The 16,377-nt window shown below is 53.2% G+C and carries 13 protein-coding genes, 1 tRNA gene and 3 pseudogenes; 6 read left to right on the top strand and 11 right to left on the bottom strand.

All coding sequences use genetic code 11. From position 1 onward, the window contains the following. Positions 1–29: 29 nt before the first annotated feature. Positions 30–947: a bestrophin family protein gene (locus tag SERS4_RS0116740; RefSeq protein ID WP_012145848.1), complete on the top strand. Its 918-nt coding sequence runs from the start codon at positions 30–32 to the stop codon at positions 945–947. A 16-nt stretch (positions 948–963) separates the two neighbouring features. Here the strand turns inward: SERS4_RS0116740 and nac are convergent, their stop codons facing one another. Continuing rightward, positions 964–1,887 carry a nitrogen assimilation transcriptional regulator NAC gene (gene nac / locus SERS4_RS0116745; protein ID WP_012145849.1) on the bottom strand — a complete coding sequence of 308 codons (924 nt, stop codon included), beginning with the start codon at positions 1,885–1,887 and terminating at the stop codon, positions 964–966. A gap of 85 nt (positions 1,888–1,972) precedes the next feature. Continuing rightward, positions 1,973–2,230 (bottom strand): hypothetical protein, encoded by a 258-nt coding sequence (locus SERS4_RS27050; RefSeq protein ID WP_156816657.1) that lies wholly within the window; start codon positions 2,228–2,230, stop codon positions 1,973–1,975. A 5-nt stretch (positions 2,231–2,235) separates the two neighbouring features. Here SERS4_RS27050 and SERS4_RS0116750 point away from each other — a divergent pair. Then, positions 2,236–2,311: transfer RNA gene (locus SERS4_RS0116750), tRNA-Asn, on the top strand. A gap of 227 nt (positions 2,312–2,538) precedes the next feature. Next, positions 2,539–2,763: pseudogene (locus SERS4_RS27345) on the top strand (MFS transporter); the annotation flags it as partial. Positions 2,764–3,030: 267 nt separating this feature from the next. Here SERS4_RS27345 and SERS4_RS27350 read toward each other — a convergent pair. From SERS4_RS27350 to SERS4_RS0116785, 6 genes and pseudogenes are all read right to left on the bottom strand, one after another. Beyond that, positions 3,031–3,542: pseudogene (locus SERS4_RS27350) on the bottom strand (GrpB family protein). Between the two features lie 110 nt (positions 3,543–3,652). Beyond that, positions 3,653–3,736 (bottom strand): annotated as a pseudogene (locus SERS4_RS27355) (thymidylate kinase); the annotation flags it as partial. Between the two features lie 49 nt (positions 3,737–3,785). Next, a complete protein-coding gene (gene fos / locus SERS4_RS0116765) occupies positions 3,786–4,184 on the bottom strand; it encodes a fosfomycin resistance glutathione transferase (RefSeq protein ID WP_017893358.1) in 399 nt (132 codons plus the stop codon). A gap of 558 nt (positions 4,185–4,742) precedes the next feature. Further along, positions 4,743–7,832 (bottom strand): efflux RND transporter permease subunit, encoded by a 3,090-nt coding sequence (locus SERS4_RS0116775; protein ID WP_017893360.1) that lies wholly within the window; start codon positions 7,830–7,832, stop codon positions 4,743–4,745. Further along, positions 7,829–8,938 (bottom strand): efflux RND transporter periplasmic adaptor subunit, encoded by a 1,110-nt coding sequence (locus tag SERS4_RS0116780; protein ID WP_017893361.1) that lies wholly within the window; start codon positions 8,936–8,938, stop codon positions 7,829–7,831. Before SERS4_RS0116780 ends, SERS4_RS0116775 begins: the two co-directional genes overlap by 4 nt. Positions 8,939–9,013: 75 nt before the next feature. Continuing rightward, positions 9,014–9,628 carry a TetR/AcrR family transcriptional regulator gene (locus SERS4_RS0116785; protein ID WP_012145859.1) on the bottom strand — a complete coding sequence of 205 codons (615 nt, stop codon included), beginning with the start codon at positions 9,626–9,628 and terminating at the stop codon, positions 9,014–9,016. Positions 9,629–10,142: 514 nt separating this feature from the next. On the opposite strand from SERS4_RS0116785, the gene SERS4_RS0116790 reads away from it, so the two are divergent. Both SERS4_RS0116790 and SERS4_RS0116800 read left to right on the top strand, forming a co-directional pair. After that, positions 10,143–12,581 (top strand): penicillin acylase family protein, encoded by a 2,439-nt coding sequence (locus SERS4_RS0116790; protein ID WP_017893362.1) that lies wholly within the window; start codon positions 10,143–10,145, stop codon positions 12,579–12,581. Between the two features lie 301 nt (positions 12,582–12,882). Further along, positions 12,883–13,482, top strand: a complete 600-nt coding sequence (locus SERS4_RS0116800; protein WP_017893364.1) for a hypothetical protein — start codon at positions 12,883–12,885, stop codon at positions 13,480–13,482. Between the two features lie 68 nt (positions 13,483–13,550). Here SERS4_RS0116800 and SERS4_RS0116805 read toward each other — a convergent pair whose 3' ends face one another. The 3 genes from SERS4_RS0116805 to SERS4_RS0116815 form a co-directional block, all read right to left on the bottom strand. After that, positions 13,551–13,838, bottom strand: a complete 288-nt coding sequence (locus SERS4_RS0116805; RefSeq protein WP_017893365.1) for a DUF2623 family protein — start codon at positions 13,836–13,838, stop codon at positions 13,551–13,553. Positions 13,839–13,992: 154 nt separating this feature from the next. Then, entirely contained in the window at positions 13,993–14,580 is a 588-nt protein-coding gene (locus SERS4_RS0116810; RefSeq protein WP_017893366.1) for a nitroreductase family protein, read from the bottom strand. An 87-nt stretch (positions 14,581–14,667) separates the two neighbouring features. After that, positions 14,668–15,549 (bottom strand): LysR substrate-binding domain-containing protein, encoded by an 882-nt coding sequence (locus SERS4_RS0116815; RefSeq protein ID WP_017893367.1) that lies wholly within the window; start codon positions 15,547–15,549, stop codon positions 14,668–14,670. A gap of 121 nt (positions 15,550–15,670) precedes the next feature. On the opposite strand from SERS4_RS0116815, the gene SERS4_RS0116820 reads away from it, so the two are divergent. Next, positions 15,671–16,306 (top strand): flavodoxin family protein, encoded by a 636-nt coding sequence (locus SERS4_RS0116820; RefSeq protein WP_017893368.1) that lies wholly within the window; start codon positions 15,671–15,673, stop codon positions 16,304–16,306. The last annotated feature ends 71 nt before the right edge of the window (positions 16,307–16,377 follow it).

Here is a 16,377-nt window from a genome sequence, read left to right on the forward strand (position 1 = left end):
GCTTCCATCCCCCAGTCATTATCACTCCTATGATTGTCAGACCTCAGCAACACTGGTTCAGACGGCTATTCGTTTGGCACGGTTCGGTGCTCTCTAAAATTCTGTTTCGCCTCAGCCTTAACGTGGCGATGTCAATTGTCGCGGTACTGTGTTTTCAGTGGTACGAACACCTGGGCGTCAAACTCACGCTGGCCCCCTTCAGCCTGCTGGGCGTGGCGATCGCCATCTTTCTTGGCTTTCGCAACAGCGTCAGCTATGCGCGTTTCACCGAGGCTCGGTTACTGTGGGGAGGGTTGTTAATTGTTCAACGCTCGCTGCTACGGCAGATTAAAAGCCTGCTACCGCAACAAGATCAGGCAGCGCGTGAGTTTGCCGCCCTGCTGATGGCATTTAGCTACTGTCTGAAACACCAACTGCGCGGCAGCGATAGCAGCGAGGATCTGCAGCGCCTGCTGCCCAATGCCGACCTGCTGGCCATTAAAAACAGCGCCTCCCCCTGCAACCGACTGTTGTTGATGATGGGCCAATGGCTGGGCGAGAAACGGCAATCGGCTCAGTTGTCAGACGTACTTTTTCATAGCATTGACCAGAACCTTAACCGGCTGTCGGAGATCCTCGGTGGCTGCGAGCGCATTGCCAATACGCCGATCCCCTTTGCCTACAGCCTGATCGTTCACCGCACCGTCTACCTGTTCTGCACCCTGCTGCCCTTCGCGCTGGTGCCGGATCTGCACTACATGACGCCGCTGGTTTCGGTATTTATTTCGTACACCTTTATCTCGCTGGACTCCCTGGCAGAAGAGCTGGAAGATCCGTTCGGCACCGCCGCCAACGATCTGCCGCTCAATGCCATGTGCAATGCGATTGAGATCAACCTGCGCGAAATGAATGACGAGACGGATTTACCCGCCGCCACCCAGCCGGACAGCCGTTACCAACTCAGCTAATCGAGTTCGACCTGATTTATTGCACCAACGCCAGCACGCGTTTTTCCTGACTGCGGCTGGCGGCGATGGACAGCAGGATCTCTTTCACCACCAGCGCCGGTGCCGACAAGGATTGCTGGCCGGAAATGCACAGCGAAAGCGGCACGCTCAGCGATGGAGCATTGATACGCGCCATCCATGCCTTGGCCGGGCCAATCATCGCGCGCGCCACCGACTCTGGCAAAATGGTGGCCCCCAAACCACTGGCGATAGCCGCACTCAAGGTGCCAGGCGATTCAATTTCACCAATCACGTTGGCCGTTAACTTGCGTATCGCCATGGCTTCGTCCACCTGGCTGCGCACCACGTCCCCCTCACGCGGCAGAAATAAATTCAGCCGCGCAACGTCCAGCAGCTCAACACTGTTGCCAGGGTTTGGCACCGCACGCGTCGCCACCAGATAGAGATCTTCGCGCATTAAGGCCGTGGCCTGCAAACCTGCGGGCATTTTAGCGCCGTAGATCACCGCCATATCCAGATTCTGGTTGGCGACCTGGCCGGCCAGCGTCGAGCCAATATTCTCATTCAGACTGAGCAAAATCCCCGGATGCTGATCGCGCACCGCCTGCAACAGCGGCAACGCCAACTGTGACGCCAGACTGCCCGGGGCCAGCCCGACAGAGACCTGCCCGCTCATCGCCTGCCCGGCACTATTAACCGCACTTTGCGCCTGTTCGCACTGGCGCAAAATAGTCTGGGCATGGGCATAAAGAATATTACCGGCTTCGGTAGGCTGTACCCCGCGCTTGGTGCGGATCAGCAACTGCTGTTTCAGCTCTCCTTCCAGCGTTGCCAATTGTTGGCTGAGAGCCGGTTGGGCGATATGCAGCACTTCTGCCGCCTGGGTCAGGCTGCCGATGTCGACGATTTTCACGAAATACTTAAGACGTCTGAAATTCATACTGCCTCCGTCATGCCACTTGGCTGGGTTGAGATAAACCGCAGCAAGATCCGGGCCAGACAGACGGAATAAGAGAAAGCGTCAACTAATCGACGGAAAAATAAGAAAAAATGATATTGGCGTCGGTAGTGACGTTCCCCTCACTGGCGGAAAACCACCAAAGCCTGCACCAGCATAAAGCATGGTGATGAAGATAAGTGGCAGGTCGTGAACCACTGCGCAGCAGTGCAGCAATAAAAGCCATAAAAAGCAGCAGGTTGAATAATCTTGCAGCAAACGAAACATCAAGGCCTTTTCTGACTTTACAAGCCAGGGCCACCCCGTTATTATTCGCCCCGTTCAAACGATTCCTCTGTAGTTCAGTCGGTAGAACGGCGGACTGTTAATCCGTATGTCACTGGTTCGAGTCCAGTCAGAGGAGCCAAATTAGAAACGCCCGCTTAAGGAAACTTAAGCGGGCGTTTTGCTTTTTCAAGCCTCGGCCCGGGCTTCAGCGTCATCATCCTGACTGTTGTGATATGTGTTCCCGGGAACAGAGTAAGGATGTTTTCTGTATCTTCCCCTTTCACGTCGTCTGATCGTGAAACGGAGTCATAGATAACTTCTGCACCGAAGGCATAATTTTCTTCCGGTGGGTTTACGGATAAGTGTAAAGCACGGGCAGCAGGTGCACCCACGCTGGCCGCTGCGGTTAATATCGGTCTTTTCAACCTCGGTAATGCTGTAGGAGCCTGGCTTGGTGGCGCGGTGATTGCTGCGGGGTTCGGTCTGCAATCACCTAACTGGGCGGGAGCTATATTGTCTGTTATTGCACTGATACTTGCGATGTTGTCCGGTCTTACGGATAAAACCGGGCATGCTGCAGAGCTGAATTAGAAGATATGACGACTGGCCAGTGTGAAAGCCATCTGAATCATTCACTGGCCACAATAGTTAACGCAGAATTTGTTCGCATTTCACTTATCAGGTTAAGTAGCGCCCGCTTCTGGCGCAGAGCGGAAGGAAAGCAAGACCGCCAAGTCTGCTATGAGCGAGGTGCGGAAGTTTCATAGCGCATATAGGCAGAGTTGGCGGGCAAGTTACTCCCTGAGATAGGGCATTTGCATTATGTTAAACAAAACATCACAGTGACAAACTCAATATCTATCGTTCCAGATCAATCAGCGCACGTTGCAGATGATGCTCTATAAAGTTCGTTTTTAATGCGCTATAACGATGTGCATCGTTCTTACATAGCAATGCTGCTGTACGCTTTATCTCAGCGTAATCGCCTGCGATATCACTGTTTTTCCTCAGATAATCGCGGAAAGAAAGATGTTTTAGTATCTGAATGTCCCCTACTGAAAACGCATGCACTTGATGGCTACGCTGATCCCCCCCTTAATGAAGTACCGGCGTCCTGCAATGCCGTTTTCACCGCGAGCAACGTATCCGGCGTCGACCATTCCAGAGTTGCATTTATCCAGTTGGTTGATATCGGCAACTTCCAGAAGTATATCAATCACAGGCTTTGCTGAGAGGCCAGGCACTGACGTACTGCCAATATGATGAACCTTCCTAGCCACGTCACCAAGCAATGCTTGTAACAGAAAATTTTCAGCGTTAAACATAGCAGGCCATTTTTCATCGTATGGCTCCACAACGATTTCCCGCATGAATGCCCCCTTCTTTTCCGTCAAATTATTAGCATAAGAGTAGCTAAAGTACATTGAGGCGACAACTTCCGCTTCTGGCACAAAACTGCCCATGGCAAGAACGTGGTGCATCATCCAGGCACTCTGTAGATCTCGAAAATCACCTGCATTGTTGCGTCTTCAATCATTCCTTGATTACGGCATAAAACCCAGCCGTTATAGCTTACATCTGGCAAAAGCATCTTACTTCCTTGGTTTGAACATTCAGAAAAACTCCATTCCTTCGTATGGCTGAATACGGCAAGCACGGAGGCGGCTCTCAAGGTCTCCATCATGGATCTCAAGCCTGTGACCATCGGGGTCTAAAAAATAGACCGACTTCCCCTCGCTCTTGTTAGTTTTCCATTCTGTAACACCAGAAGACCTCAACCGTTCAACGAACACATCGAATTCTTCAGTAGGAATACTGAATGCATAATGCGTGTAGTCATCACCAACAGATACTTTATCCCCTGAAAGACACAGCCAGAGTTCACCCAACGAAAGGTAAGCTCCATGAGCCCATTTGGCTTTAAGTGTGAACCCAAGCGTCTCAACATAAAAATTCAGACTGTTTGCTACGTTACTCACTGCAAGGGTGATGTGATTTAGTCCGCTCAACATGTAGAACTCTTTAGCAGGGCGCAGAAAGATTTAATTTATATGATTTATATTTCTTTGCACATAAATACACTTAAGGGGTCTGCAGCATGAGGAGGGAAAGCATCGCAAATCTCATACCTACATCTGCGATACAGTGCTATGGCAGGTTGCTGGTGACTCCCTGCTTCGAGACGCAAAATGTGGCAGCTGTTTACTAAAACAATACTCTCAATTGCGCTAACAATCTGCTCTCCGACTGGTTGGAACACCGCCGTTGCCGCCGGTGGGATTGTGGGAGGTATTTTGCTGGATCGAACAGGCTTGGCGTCCTTTGCATGGGGTGTTATCGGACTTCTACTCCTCTCGTTGTTAGGCACGATTCTCGCAATGAACAGGGCGTTATCGCAAAAGGCCTAAAACACGATGTGAGGAAATGTTTGGGCGCACAGCTCCCTCTTATCCGGTTCCTTAATTTCTCAGTCGATACTGTAAAAACCACAGACCATTTCCCAATGACAATGATCTGTGGTGAGACTAAGTGACAAAAACACGGTTCATTTGTTCTCGCCAGAAACAGATCTAGCCGGATGCAGGCCTTTCACTCTGCGACTGATTGTCAGGCCGTATCCTGAACCAGATGGCATACATTGCCGGTAGAAAGACCAGCGTGATGATGGTGCCGCCAAAGGTTCCGCCAATCAGGGTATAGGCCAGCGTTCCCCAGAACACCGAATGCGTCAGCGGGATAAACGCCAGGATGGCGGCCATTGCCGTGAGCAACACCGGCCTGGCTCGCTGCACCGTCGCCTCAACAACGGCATGGAATGGTGCCAGCCCTTCCTGTTCGTTGTGATGGATCTGCCCTATCAGGATCAGGGTGTTACGCATCAGGATCCCCGATAACGCGATTAATCCTACCAGCGCATTGATGCCAAACGGCTGGTTGAAGAGCAGCAGTGTTGGCACTACCCCAATCAGCCCCAGTGGCGCGGTGAGGAATACCATTACCATCGCCGACATCGACCGCACCTGCAGAATAATAATCAACAGCGTCATGGCAATCATGATAGGGAACAGCGGAGCCATAGCCTGGGTGGCTTTGCCGGATTCTTCAATCGAACCAGCCTGTTCAATGCGGTAGCCCGACGGAAGTTGATTGATGACCGGCTGCAACGCCTTGATGATTGCTGTGGAGACATCCGGCGGTTGCAGATTTTCGGCAATGTCCCCCCGCACGGTAATCGTCGGGGTGCGATCGCGACGACGCAGAACAGGATCTTCCATTTGCACTTCAACCTTGCCTATCTGAGATAGCGGAATGCGCTGGCCGGAAGAGCCCACTAAGGTAAAACCGGCTATTTTTGCCGGATCAAGCCGGATATCTCCCGCCGCGCGTCCCATGACCTGCACCGAACGGATATCTTCACGCACAGAGGTGATCGGAACCCCTGAAAGCAGGAATTGAAGCTGCTGTGCAACCGCATTCGATGTCAACCCCACCGCCTGCAGGCGGTCCTGATTGAGCGTGAAATGCAGCGCCGGCACCCGCGGTCCCCAGTCGGTGTTGACGGTCCTCATCATCGGGCTGGCCTGCATCACCCTTTCTACCTCGTCTGCAATTTCGCGCAGTTTGGTGGGATCCGGCCCCATGACTCGGTAAGCCACCGGATAAGGTGAATACGGACCAAACACCAGTTGAGTCACGCGCACGCGCGCTTCAGACGCCAGGCCGCTGGCCACTGCTTCACGCAGTCTGAATTTGAGCGCCTCACGCGCTTCCTGACTGTCCGTCAGCACGACAATCTTCGCAAACGACGGATCGGGCAGTTCTGGTGCCATGGCAAGATAAAAGCGCGGCGACCCCTGCCCGATATAGGCCGTAATGATTTTTGCCTCTTTCTGCTTTTTCAGCCAGGCTTCAATTTTCGCCGTTGTGGCGCTGGTCTGCTCAATGGCTGTGCCATAAGGCATCTGGACTTCAACCAATACCTCAGGCCGATCGGAAGTGGGGAAAAACTGTTTTTTCACCAGCCCCATACCGAGAATAGCGACAATAAAGACGGCAATAACGGTAGTGGCCACTATCCATTTTCGCGCGATAACGCGGGTTAGTACCCGGCGAAAACGGTTGTAATGGCGGGTGTCGTAAATCGCCGCATGTCCTCCCTCCACCGTTTTGATTTTCGGTAGCATTTTCACCCCCAGATAAGGCGTAAACACCACCGCCACGACCCAGGAAGCAATCAGGGCAATCCCCACAATCCAAAACATGTTGCTGGTGTACTCGCCGGCGGTGGATTGCGCGAAACCGTTGGGCATGAAACCGACGGCGGTGACCAGCGTGCCCGCCAGCATCGGAGCCGCCGTGTGGCTCCAGGCATAGGCCGAGGCTTTGATGCGGTCGTAGCCCTCTTCCATTTTTACCACCATCATTTCGATGGCGATGATGGCATCATCCACCAGCAACCCGAGCGCCAGGATCAGCGACCCCAGGGTAATGCGGTCAAAGTTTTTGCCGGAAGCCTCCATCACCACAAAAACGATAGCCAGCGTCAAGGGCACGGCAGCGGCGACCACCACGCCCACGCGCCATCCCATACTGACGAAGCACACCACCATGACCACCAGCAGCGCGACAAAGAACTTGATCATAAACTCGTCAACGGCGGAGCTGATGTTGACTGATTGATCGGTTATTTTCGTCAGGTTCATGCCGAGCGGCATGCTCTCATTAATTTTGGCGGTTTCCGCATCCAGCGCCTTCCCCAGATCCAGGCCGTTCCAGCCGTCACGCATAACGATCCCCAGCAGCAGCGCCGGTTCACTCTGGTTGCGGATCAAGAAGGTTGCAGGGTCTTCATAACCACGCTCAACCGTTGCCACATCAGAAAGCTGTAGGGTTCTGCCCTGTACAACAATGGGCGTTTCGCGGATTTTCTCCAGTTCGTCGAAGGCACCGTCAAGGCGGATAAAGACCTGCGGCCCTTTGGTGTCAATCGAACCTGCGGGCGTCAGTACGTTCTGGCTGTTGAGGGCGGAGAAAATATCCTGTGGAGAAATGCCCAGCGTGGCCAGCCGGTCATGCGAGAACGAGACAAAGATGCGTTCGGCCTGTTCGCCGATGATATTGACCTTCTTGACCCCCGGCACATGTAAAAGACGCTGGCGCAAAGATTCCGCATCACGCACCAGCAGTCGCTGTGGCTCCCCTTTCGCCTTCAGCGCAAAGAGGGCAAAGGTTACGTCGGAGAATTCATCATTGATCATCGGCCCTATCACGCCTGCCGGCAGGTTTTTAACCTCATCACCGAGCTTCTTGCGCGCCTGATAAAATTCTTCCTGCACCTGTGCGGGCGGTGTGCGGTCCTGCAGTGACAACATGGTAAAAGCCAGACCGGGACGCGTGTAGGTCTCACTACGGTCATACCACTTCAGCTCCTGCATACGCTTTTCAAGCGGTTCGGCAACCTGATCCTGCATCTCCTGCGCGGTGGCACCCGGCCAGGCAGTAATAATCGTCATCTGCTTAACGGTAAAGGGGGGATCTTCAGCCCGCCCCAGTTCGAAAAACGAGAGAATACCCGCGACCGTGATCAGAATAATAAGGAACAGAGTGATCGAGCGCTCACGAACGGCAAGCGCTGAAAGATTGAATCGCCCCGCGCTCATGGCCGGCTCCCGGCGATGCGGGTATCGCTCTGTTCAGCCAGGCGTACCGCCTCACCGTCATGCAGCAGATGCGCCCCCAGAGCGACCACCTGTTCACCCGGCTTAAGGGTACCGGTCACCCTTGCAACATCGTCACCCAACCCCTGCAGTTGAACAGGCCGCCATGACACTTTGGCCGGCTTACCCGAAATCGCCCAGACACCCGGCCCTTTGCCCGGATCATAGATTGCCGCTAAAGGCACCTGCATCATCTGGCCCGGTAATTTTTCGTCAGTAATATGAAGCGTAACGGTGGATCCCAGAGGCGCACTTGCCAGTGCCCCCTCCAGCACATATCTCGCCTCGAAGGTGCGCGTTACGGGATCGGCCGCATCGGAAAGGAGCCGCAGTTTCGCAGGGACTGACTGTTTATCGGTACCGTACAACGTTGCCTCGGCCTCGCTTCCGGTAGCCGGGCGTAGTGTCTCAGGCAACTGCACGATGGCCTCGCGCTGCCCTGCTCTGGCCAGCCGGATGACCGCTTGCCCGGCACTGACAACCTGTCCGGGTTCAGCCAGCGTATCCATGACCACTCCGTCGGCGTCGGCCAGCAGCACGGCGTAGCCAGTCGCATTTTGTGCCACATTCGCCTGTGCCTGTGCAGCACTGAGTTCCGCTTTGGCCGTATCGGCTGCGGCCTTTATCTGACCGTAGGCCGATGCCGACACAGCCCCCGTAGTGACCAGACTGCGGTAACGCGCCTCGTCATCAGCAGCTTGTCTTGTACGGGCCCTTGCCGCCGCGACGGCCTGTTGCTGAGCCTGTGCCTGCAGGCTCAGGTCAACCGGATCCAGACGCATCAATGGCTGGCCGCGTTTAACGGTCTGGCCGGTATCGACCAGACGTTCAAGGATTTTGCCTTGTACTCTAAAACCGAGGTCACTTTGAGTTCGGGCTACGACAACGCCGGTAAATGCGCGGGAAGCATCGACAGCACTCACCACGGTCGCAGACCTTACCAGAGGAGGCTGAGTACGGGGATCTTCGGTGCTGGAAGAGTCACCGCAGGCCACAAGGGCAAGCGGCAACAGGCAAACAGCAAAGGTGGCAGGATTAAGCCTGAGCATGGGTTCCCTCAATTAATTTGGCAGGACAGTAACCGCATTCTCAGACTAGTGACCAATATTGTCAATAGTCACAACTCAGGGTGATAAACTCCTCAGTATCAGTGAGGACAGCAGCGCAGCAGCCGCCGATGCCGTTTCCAGATTGTATTGCAGTTGAACCGGATTGATGTAAGGCCGCATGACCAGATATATCGCATGCGCGGCCTCATCCAGCGGCGTTTTCCGTTCAAACTCTCCCGCCTGCCGCCCTTCTACAATGATGTGCTCAATCAGTTTTCTCAGACGCTCTTCATGGGCCTCTGCCGAAGGCCACTTATCCCGCGCCGCAACGGCAGCAATGTCATAAAGCTTGCGATCGTGAAAAAACAAATCACTGCCGGCTTCGGTCAGTGCTCTGAATAAACGCCGCAATTTTTCGGAGGCCGACGGTGCATCTGCAATCGCTGAATTGACAATCGCCATGATCATTGCCAGCCGATTGGCGCAGATAACCTCACCGATCGCCTGCTTGGAATCGAAAAACTTATAAATATAAGATTTTGAAAAACCTATTGATTTAGCCAGTTCCGATACGGTGGTTTTCTCATAACCAAAATGCCCGAAATGCTCTGTGGCAGCTTCGACGACCTGATCGCGGACGCTGTGATCCGAGGGTCCCCTGGGGGGATTTTCATTTATATGTTTAGTCATTTTTCCAGCTTAGCTCAATGAGCCCTGATTAACAACGAGTGACCATTTGATAATTAGGTCACAGCTCGGAGTTGGCCCAGAGAATATCAAAGCTCCCCTTAACAAAACAGATGACGGGCCATATAGGGTTACAAGATACCTCATATGGCCGATATCACGGAAAGAAACCAAACCATCCCGCTTACCCTATTGCCACCTCAGTAGCTATGTTTAAGTCATGATTTACTCTTCAAGGTAAAAATTAAAATCAAGTATCCCTTCAACTCTCAATAACCCGCAGCCATCACAAAGCCTCAGCATAAATCAGCGAATTAATAATTAGATTAATGGCCACCTCGATAAATAGAGCATTCCTTGAACAGTGATTTTGGACACACAAAACAACATTGAAGTTAAAATTATGTATCACTTTGTTGATTTTATGTAGCAAGCTAACTGAACTCTCACGGCAGGCTCGCCCTCCCTGAGCGAACAAACCACCGCCGCGATAACAGCGAGTTGACGAGGAAACTGCATGAAATTGTTATTTCAAACGCGTTCTGCTTTGCTACTGGCCCTTGGGTTGGGCTGCAACCTGGTGATAGCCCAAACTTTTGCCGCCGATGTGACGATAAAACGAGACACCTATGGCACCCCTCACATTTACGCCAATGACGTTTACGGACTGTTTTATGGCTATGGTTATGCCATCGCTCAGGACCGTCTATACCAGTTGGAAATGTCCCGGCGTAGTACTGAAGGGCGTGTCGCCGAAGTGTTGGGCAAAGACTATCTGTCGTTTGATATAGGCATTCGCCAACAGTATTCCCCTGCCAGAATAAAAGCTCAGTTGGCCGCGCTGCCCCAAAGCGATCGCGATATTCTCGATGGCTATGCCCAGGGCATTAATGCATGGCTGAAGAAAATCGATGCCAACCCGCAGCAATTGATGCCAAAACAGTTTATTGACCATAATTTTAAACCGGCTCCCTGGACGGACTTCGATGTAGCCATGGTGTTCATCGGGTCCATGGTTAACCGATTCGGAGACTACAACACCGAGTTGGAAAACCAGCAATTACTCGCCGGGCTGATAAAAAAGGATGGCGAGACGCAAGGCAAAGCGATATTTAACCTGCTGCTTTCTCAAGACAACGCAGGCGCACCCACCACAGTCTCCAAGGGGGAATGGCAGCCTTCGGTACGCGATGGAGCCTACGTTTCTGCCCCGCCGGCGACAACCGCTCTGAACCATGCAACGCTCCCGACAGAGACCGCAACCAACGAACAAACGCCCCGCTGGAAGCCACCGAAGGAAAAAGCCTTCAGTAACATCATCGTCCTGGGCTCCCGTAAATCTGAAGGTGCCGAAAGCATTCTGTTAAACGGGCCTCAGTTCGGTTTCTATCAACCCGCTTACACCTATTCTGTTGGGTTACATGGCGCGGGTTATGACGCGGTGGGAAACAGTCCTTTCGGCTATCCGATGGTGGAGTTCGGCTACAACCGCGACATCAGTTGGGGAAGTACCTGGGGGGCTGGTGATAATGTCGACATATACCAGTTGAAATTGAACCCTAAAAATCCTGAAGAGTACTTTTATCAGGGGAAATACCGCCCTCTGGAAAAACGCATAGAGACCATCGCGGTGAAGGATGGCGAAACCCGGCATTTGACGGTGTACCGTAGCGTGCAAGGTGCCGTCATCGACTACAATCCCAGGCAGGGTCTGGCCTATGCCAAACGTCGTGGCTGGGAAGGCGAGGAAGTCGCCACTTTACTGGCCTGGAATAAAGTTGGCAAAGCGAAAAACCATCAACAATGGCTCGATCAGGTCCAACATTCCGCCATCAACGTCAACTGGTACTACGCCGATAAAAAAGGCAACATCGGTTATGCCTTGGGCGGACGTTATCCAATACGCCTTAAGGGGCACGATAACCGGCTACCTATGCCTGGCGACGGCAGTTCCGAATGGCAAGGTTTCATGCCATTTTCCACCAATCCTCAGGTTTACAATCCCAAAACGGGTTACATCGCCAACTGGAACAACCGCCCGGCGGAAGGCTTCCCCAATCCGGACGAATGGTGGTACTCCTGGAATACCGCCGACCGTATCCAGTCGTTATTCACCCGCATTGATAGTCAGCCGCGCTTTACCCCCACGCAGTTATGGAATTTGCTGATGGATGCGGCATTCGAAGATCCTAACGCGCGCTTTTTTGTGCCCCGCCTGGTCAAGGTCGCCGGCAAAAGTGATAACCCGAAACTACGCGAAGCTGCCGCTATCCTCGGTAAATGGGACTATGAGGAGCGGGATCTGAATAACGACGGTTATTACGATACCCCGGCGACACCCATTTTCCGCACCTGGCTGCAACATATGCTGACTCTGTCTCTGGGCGGAATATTGCCTGCGGAACAGGCCTCGTGGTTCCTTGATACCGGCTATATGACGCCGGGAGAGAGCACCACGGGCAGCCAGAATATTTCGGTGGGTACCAAAATTCTTTATCAGGGCATGACCGCCGGCAGCAAGAGCTCGGGCTTTGATATCTTCAAAGGCAGGGACGTCGATAGCCTGATGATGGAAGCACTGCGGCTCGCCGTTAACGATCTGAACAAATCACAAGGCGGGAAGATGTCTGCGTGGCAGACCAGGGTGTCAAACACCACTTATCAAACCAAAAACTTCCTGAATGTTCCGCAAGCAGGCTCAGACGAACACCTTCAGAATCGTCTTGCCATGAACCGCGGGACCGAAAATGACATGGTGGTCTTTACCCATGAAGGAGTTACCGGTGTCGAGGTGACACCTCCAGGCCAGTCCGGTTTTATTGCTCCAGACGGGAAACGCTCAAAACATTTTGACGATCAGCTGTCATTGTTCGGTTATTTGAAAAACAAACGTACATGGCTCAGCGACACTGATGTCCAGGCCAATTCGGTCTCCCAGGAAACCATCAGTTATTGACGCCAGATAGTGTTTGCAGCCCAGTTCATGTTTGAACTGGGCTGTTGTTGCCCGTCAAACTGAATATGCAGGAAAATGCCCGTTACATTAGTCTGCGAGGCTTCCCGCCTTTTCATCTTTTTCTCCGGTTATTCACCCACATTGCTTGGCTGTCCTGCCTCTTCCCTCAGTACACTTGGCTGCGATGAAATTCGTCTAACGACTTGCGTGTACGTAAGTTATCGTACATCATAGGGAGGTAAGATGGGATTCAAGGACGTAAAACAACTCGCCATACGCTGTCTTCAGCAAGGAGCTCACAATGAGAATTGTTAAAGAAGGCGATACGCGCAGCGTTCTGTGCCAAAACTGCGGCCGAACAATGGCAACTTATCGTTTACGTGATGTGGACTTCAGCGATCGCTGCGGCACAGTAAGAAATATTTTAGCCGCCGTCTGCAATCAGTGTAATGCGGTGGTCAGTGTCCCTGCCCAGTCCACGCCGCGCATTAAAAGTGAGTTTGAGCAGGCTAAATCAGCGCTGGAAGTGCGAGTTCCGGCGCACTATCTCGATATTCTGAACGTTGCCACGCAGAAAATAGATGATTCGCTGGATGAAAACTTTCATAAAACGCTGATCCTTTACTACCTCCATGCGCTCACCACCGGCCGCTATCAGCAGCAAGAACTGAAAACGCTGTTAGGCAGCGAGCTGGCGAATGCAAAATCATCGAAGCGCTTGTCGATGAAAGTCAGTAAAAAGCAACTGGCTGAATTAAATAGCATAATGGAACAACAGAGCCTGACACGGAATTCTGATGTGGTGAAAGCGGTGATCCTTAAAATTTACCAGGATCTGGTGCAGGAAAAAAATCTGGGGATTTTGCCGGAGCTACGCAATGTTGCCGCTGCCTTATCCTGAAACTTGCGTTCGCCCCAGTACTGAATATGGCCTGAGCCTGTCAGGCCATATGATAGTCAGGCCTGGTTTTACTGCTCGCGGTTATATCCGGCGCAGAAAAACTTTTCGGCCAGACGATTAGCGCCGCCAGAAAAGAACTCGCTCATCACTTCCCCATTGAGACTGTACGCCCGGCACAGCAAGCCTGCTTCGAATGCGGCCTGATTTTCGTCACCCAGGCTTTCCGCCAAATGGTGTGCATACCCCAGCACGAAGCCACGTTTGTAATCACAACAAAACCGGGAAAGCTCCGAAGCTGGTCCGGCGTTCTGCGCGGCCAAACCGGCCATCAGCCCCTTGCCGAAGTGATTGTTCATGACATCCCCCTCCTTTGATAATCGCTATATAAATAATTATATAACGATTATCGCGCCGCTGGACATACTCACAAAGTTTTACCTCGTCATGTGAGCGCATAAAAAAACCCGCAGAGCGAAACTCAGCGGGCCTGTAAGCCTCAAATCCGGATAATTACAGGGTAAAGTTCAGCCCTTCCACCACCGTCTGCTCCAGCGGCAAGCGCCCTGAAGGGATCTCTTTTTGCTGCAGAAACTCCGGCAGCAGGGATTTATCACCCGCTTTGCCGATCGCCACCATGCCGTGTACCTGATAGTTGTCCGGCAGGTTTAACGCAGCCTTGATTTTGTCGTGATGAACACCGCCCATGCAGTGGGTCAGCCAACCTTTCAGATGAGCCTGCAGCGCCAGGTTGGCCCAGGCAGCCCCGGCATCAAAAGCATGGCTCGGGTTACTGACTTCCTGGTCACCGTTCAGACTGGTGGTTTTGGATATCACCACCACCAGCGCCGAAGCGTGCTGCGCCCAACCGCGATTGAACTCAATCAGGAAATCCAGATAGTTGTCCCAGCTGGCAGAGCCGTGCTTGCTGTAGGCAAAGCGCCACGGCTGAATGTTATAGGCCGAAGGTGACCAGCGCGCCGCTTCAAAGAAGCTCAGCAGGGTCTCATCGTCGATTGCATCATTTGCCAGCGCGCGCGGCGACCAACGTTCAATAAACTGTGCATCAATGGGGTAATCAGAAACTCTTGGCTGGCTCATGGACATCTCTCTCATGGGAAGGGAATAACAAAGTTATCTGATATTCCCATGCCTCACGCCAGAAGAATTTCTATTTTGTGCTGTGGTTCAGCGCAAAATTTCCTGTTGCAGCCAGGCCAGGAACGCCCGTACCGGCGGATGCCGTTCGCGCCCAGGCACGCACAGCGCGCTATAAGCCGCACCCGGTACGCAAATTTCCGGCCGATAGGATGCCAGCAACCCGTTACGCACCAGATCCGACACCATCACCGAACTGGCCAGCACCAGCCCCTGCCCGGCCACCGCTGCCTGCAAAGCATAATGCTCTTCGTCATAAGCCCGCAACGCGGTATGCCGTTGCCACCAGTCGACACCCGCAGCCTGGCACCACTGGCGCCAGCCGGTTTCATAAAGAGTGGAGTCATGCCAGTGAACGGTGATCAGCGTGGGCGCTTGTTGCTCAGTTGCACACAAATCCGGGGCGCCGTAAACGCCAAAGCTCTCTTCCAACCGCGCTGCCCGATGCAACTGCGGATAGTCAGTGCTGCTGTAGCGAATGGCAATGTCCACGCTGGCGTCCTGCTGCAGATCAATCACCTCACCGCAGGCCTCCAGGCGTACCAGGTAGTACGGGTAAGCTTGATAAAAGCGCCCCAGGCGCGGGACCAGCCACAATGCAGCGAAAGAATGGGTGACGGAAACACACAGTGAGCCGGTACTGGGAACCGGTCGTAGCGCATCCAGCGTGGTTGCCACATCGAGCAAAGCGGTATGCACCCCAGCGAACAAACGCTCGCCCTTCTGCGTTAACCGCACACCGCGCGGCACCCGATCGAACAAGGCAAAACCCAGTTGCTGCTCAAGCGCCTTGATCTGATGCGATACCGCCGTCGGGGTTACAGCCAGCTCCAGTGCAGCCTGTTTAAAACTGCGCAGGCGGGCGGCGGATTCAAAGGTGCGCAATGCAGTAACCGGAAGCGTGGCAAACATGATTAAATCCCATACAGATGAATTTAACTCATCCTGAAAGAATAGCCGTCATTTGTCACTGACTCTTTGAGCACCGTAAATTGGCAATCGTATATCCATGACCAATAAAACGGAGAGTGACATGAATTCATCTCAACAACCCAAGCGCCTTATCGTCCTGGTCGGAAGCCCACGGCGTGACGGCAACAGTGCAGCATTGGCACAGGCCGTGATGGCAGGAGCCGCCGAAGCCGGCACCGAAGCCAGTCTGCATTTTTTGGATGATTACATCAGCGGTTTTCTGACGGATGAACGTAATGCCGCGCCACCAGCCGATCGCTATGGCGAACTGTTTCTGGAGCATTTCTTGCCGGCGGATGCGGCGGTATTTTGTACCCCGCTCTACTGGTACGGCATGTCGGCGCAAACCAAAGCCTTTTTCGATCGCTCTTTCAGCTATTACTCCAACGCCTACCCTGATGCCGAACAGGTACATCAGCGTATGAGTGGCAAACGCATCGGGCTGACGGTAGCCTCGGAGGAAACCTACCCCGGCGGAGCTATGGGGATCGTGCATCAAATTCAGGAATTCAGCCGTTATTCGCATTGCGAGTTTGTAGGGATGGTTCAGGGTGCGGGCAACAATCGGGGTGAGGTCAGCCGTGATCCGCGTAATCCACTACAGGCCGCCCGCGATCTGGGCCGCGAAATTTTCACGCGTCACTATTCTGATTACCGGATGGATACGCCACGTAGCCCGCAGGTTTGGCAAGATTGACTCAATACATGGGGCACGTCTGCTGCCCCTTTATCAAGGTTGCGCAAGCATATGTAGCAAACTATTGCCGA

This window comes from Serratia sp. S4, from assembly GCF_000347995.1.
Taxonomy (GTDB): domain Bacteria; phylum Pseudomonadota; class Gammaproteobacteria; order Enterobacterales; family Enterobacteriaceae; genus Serratia; species Serratia quinivorans.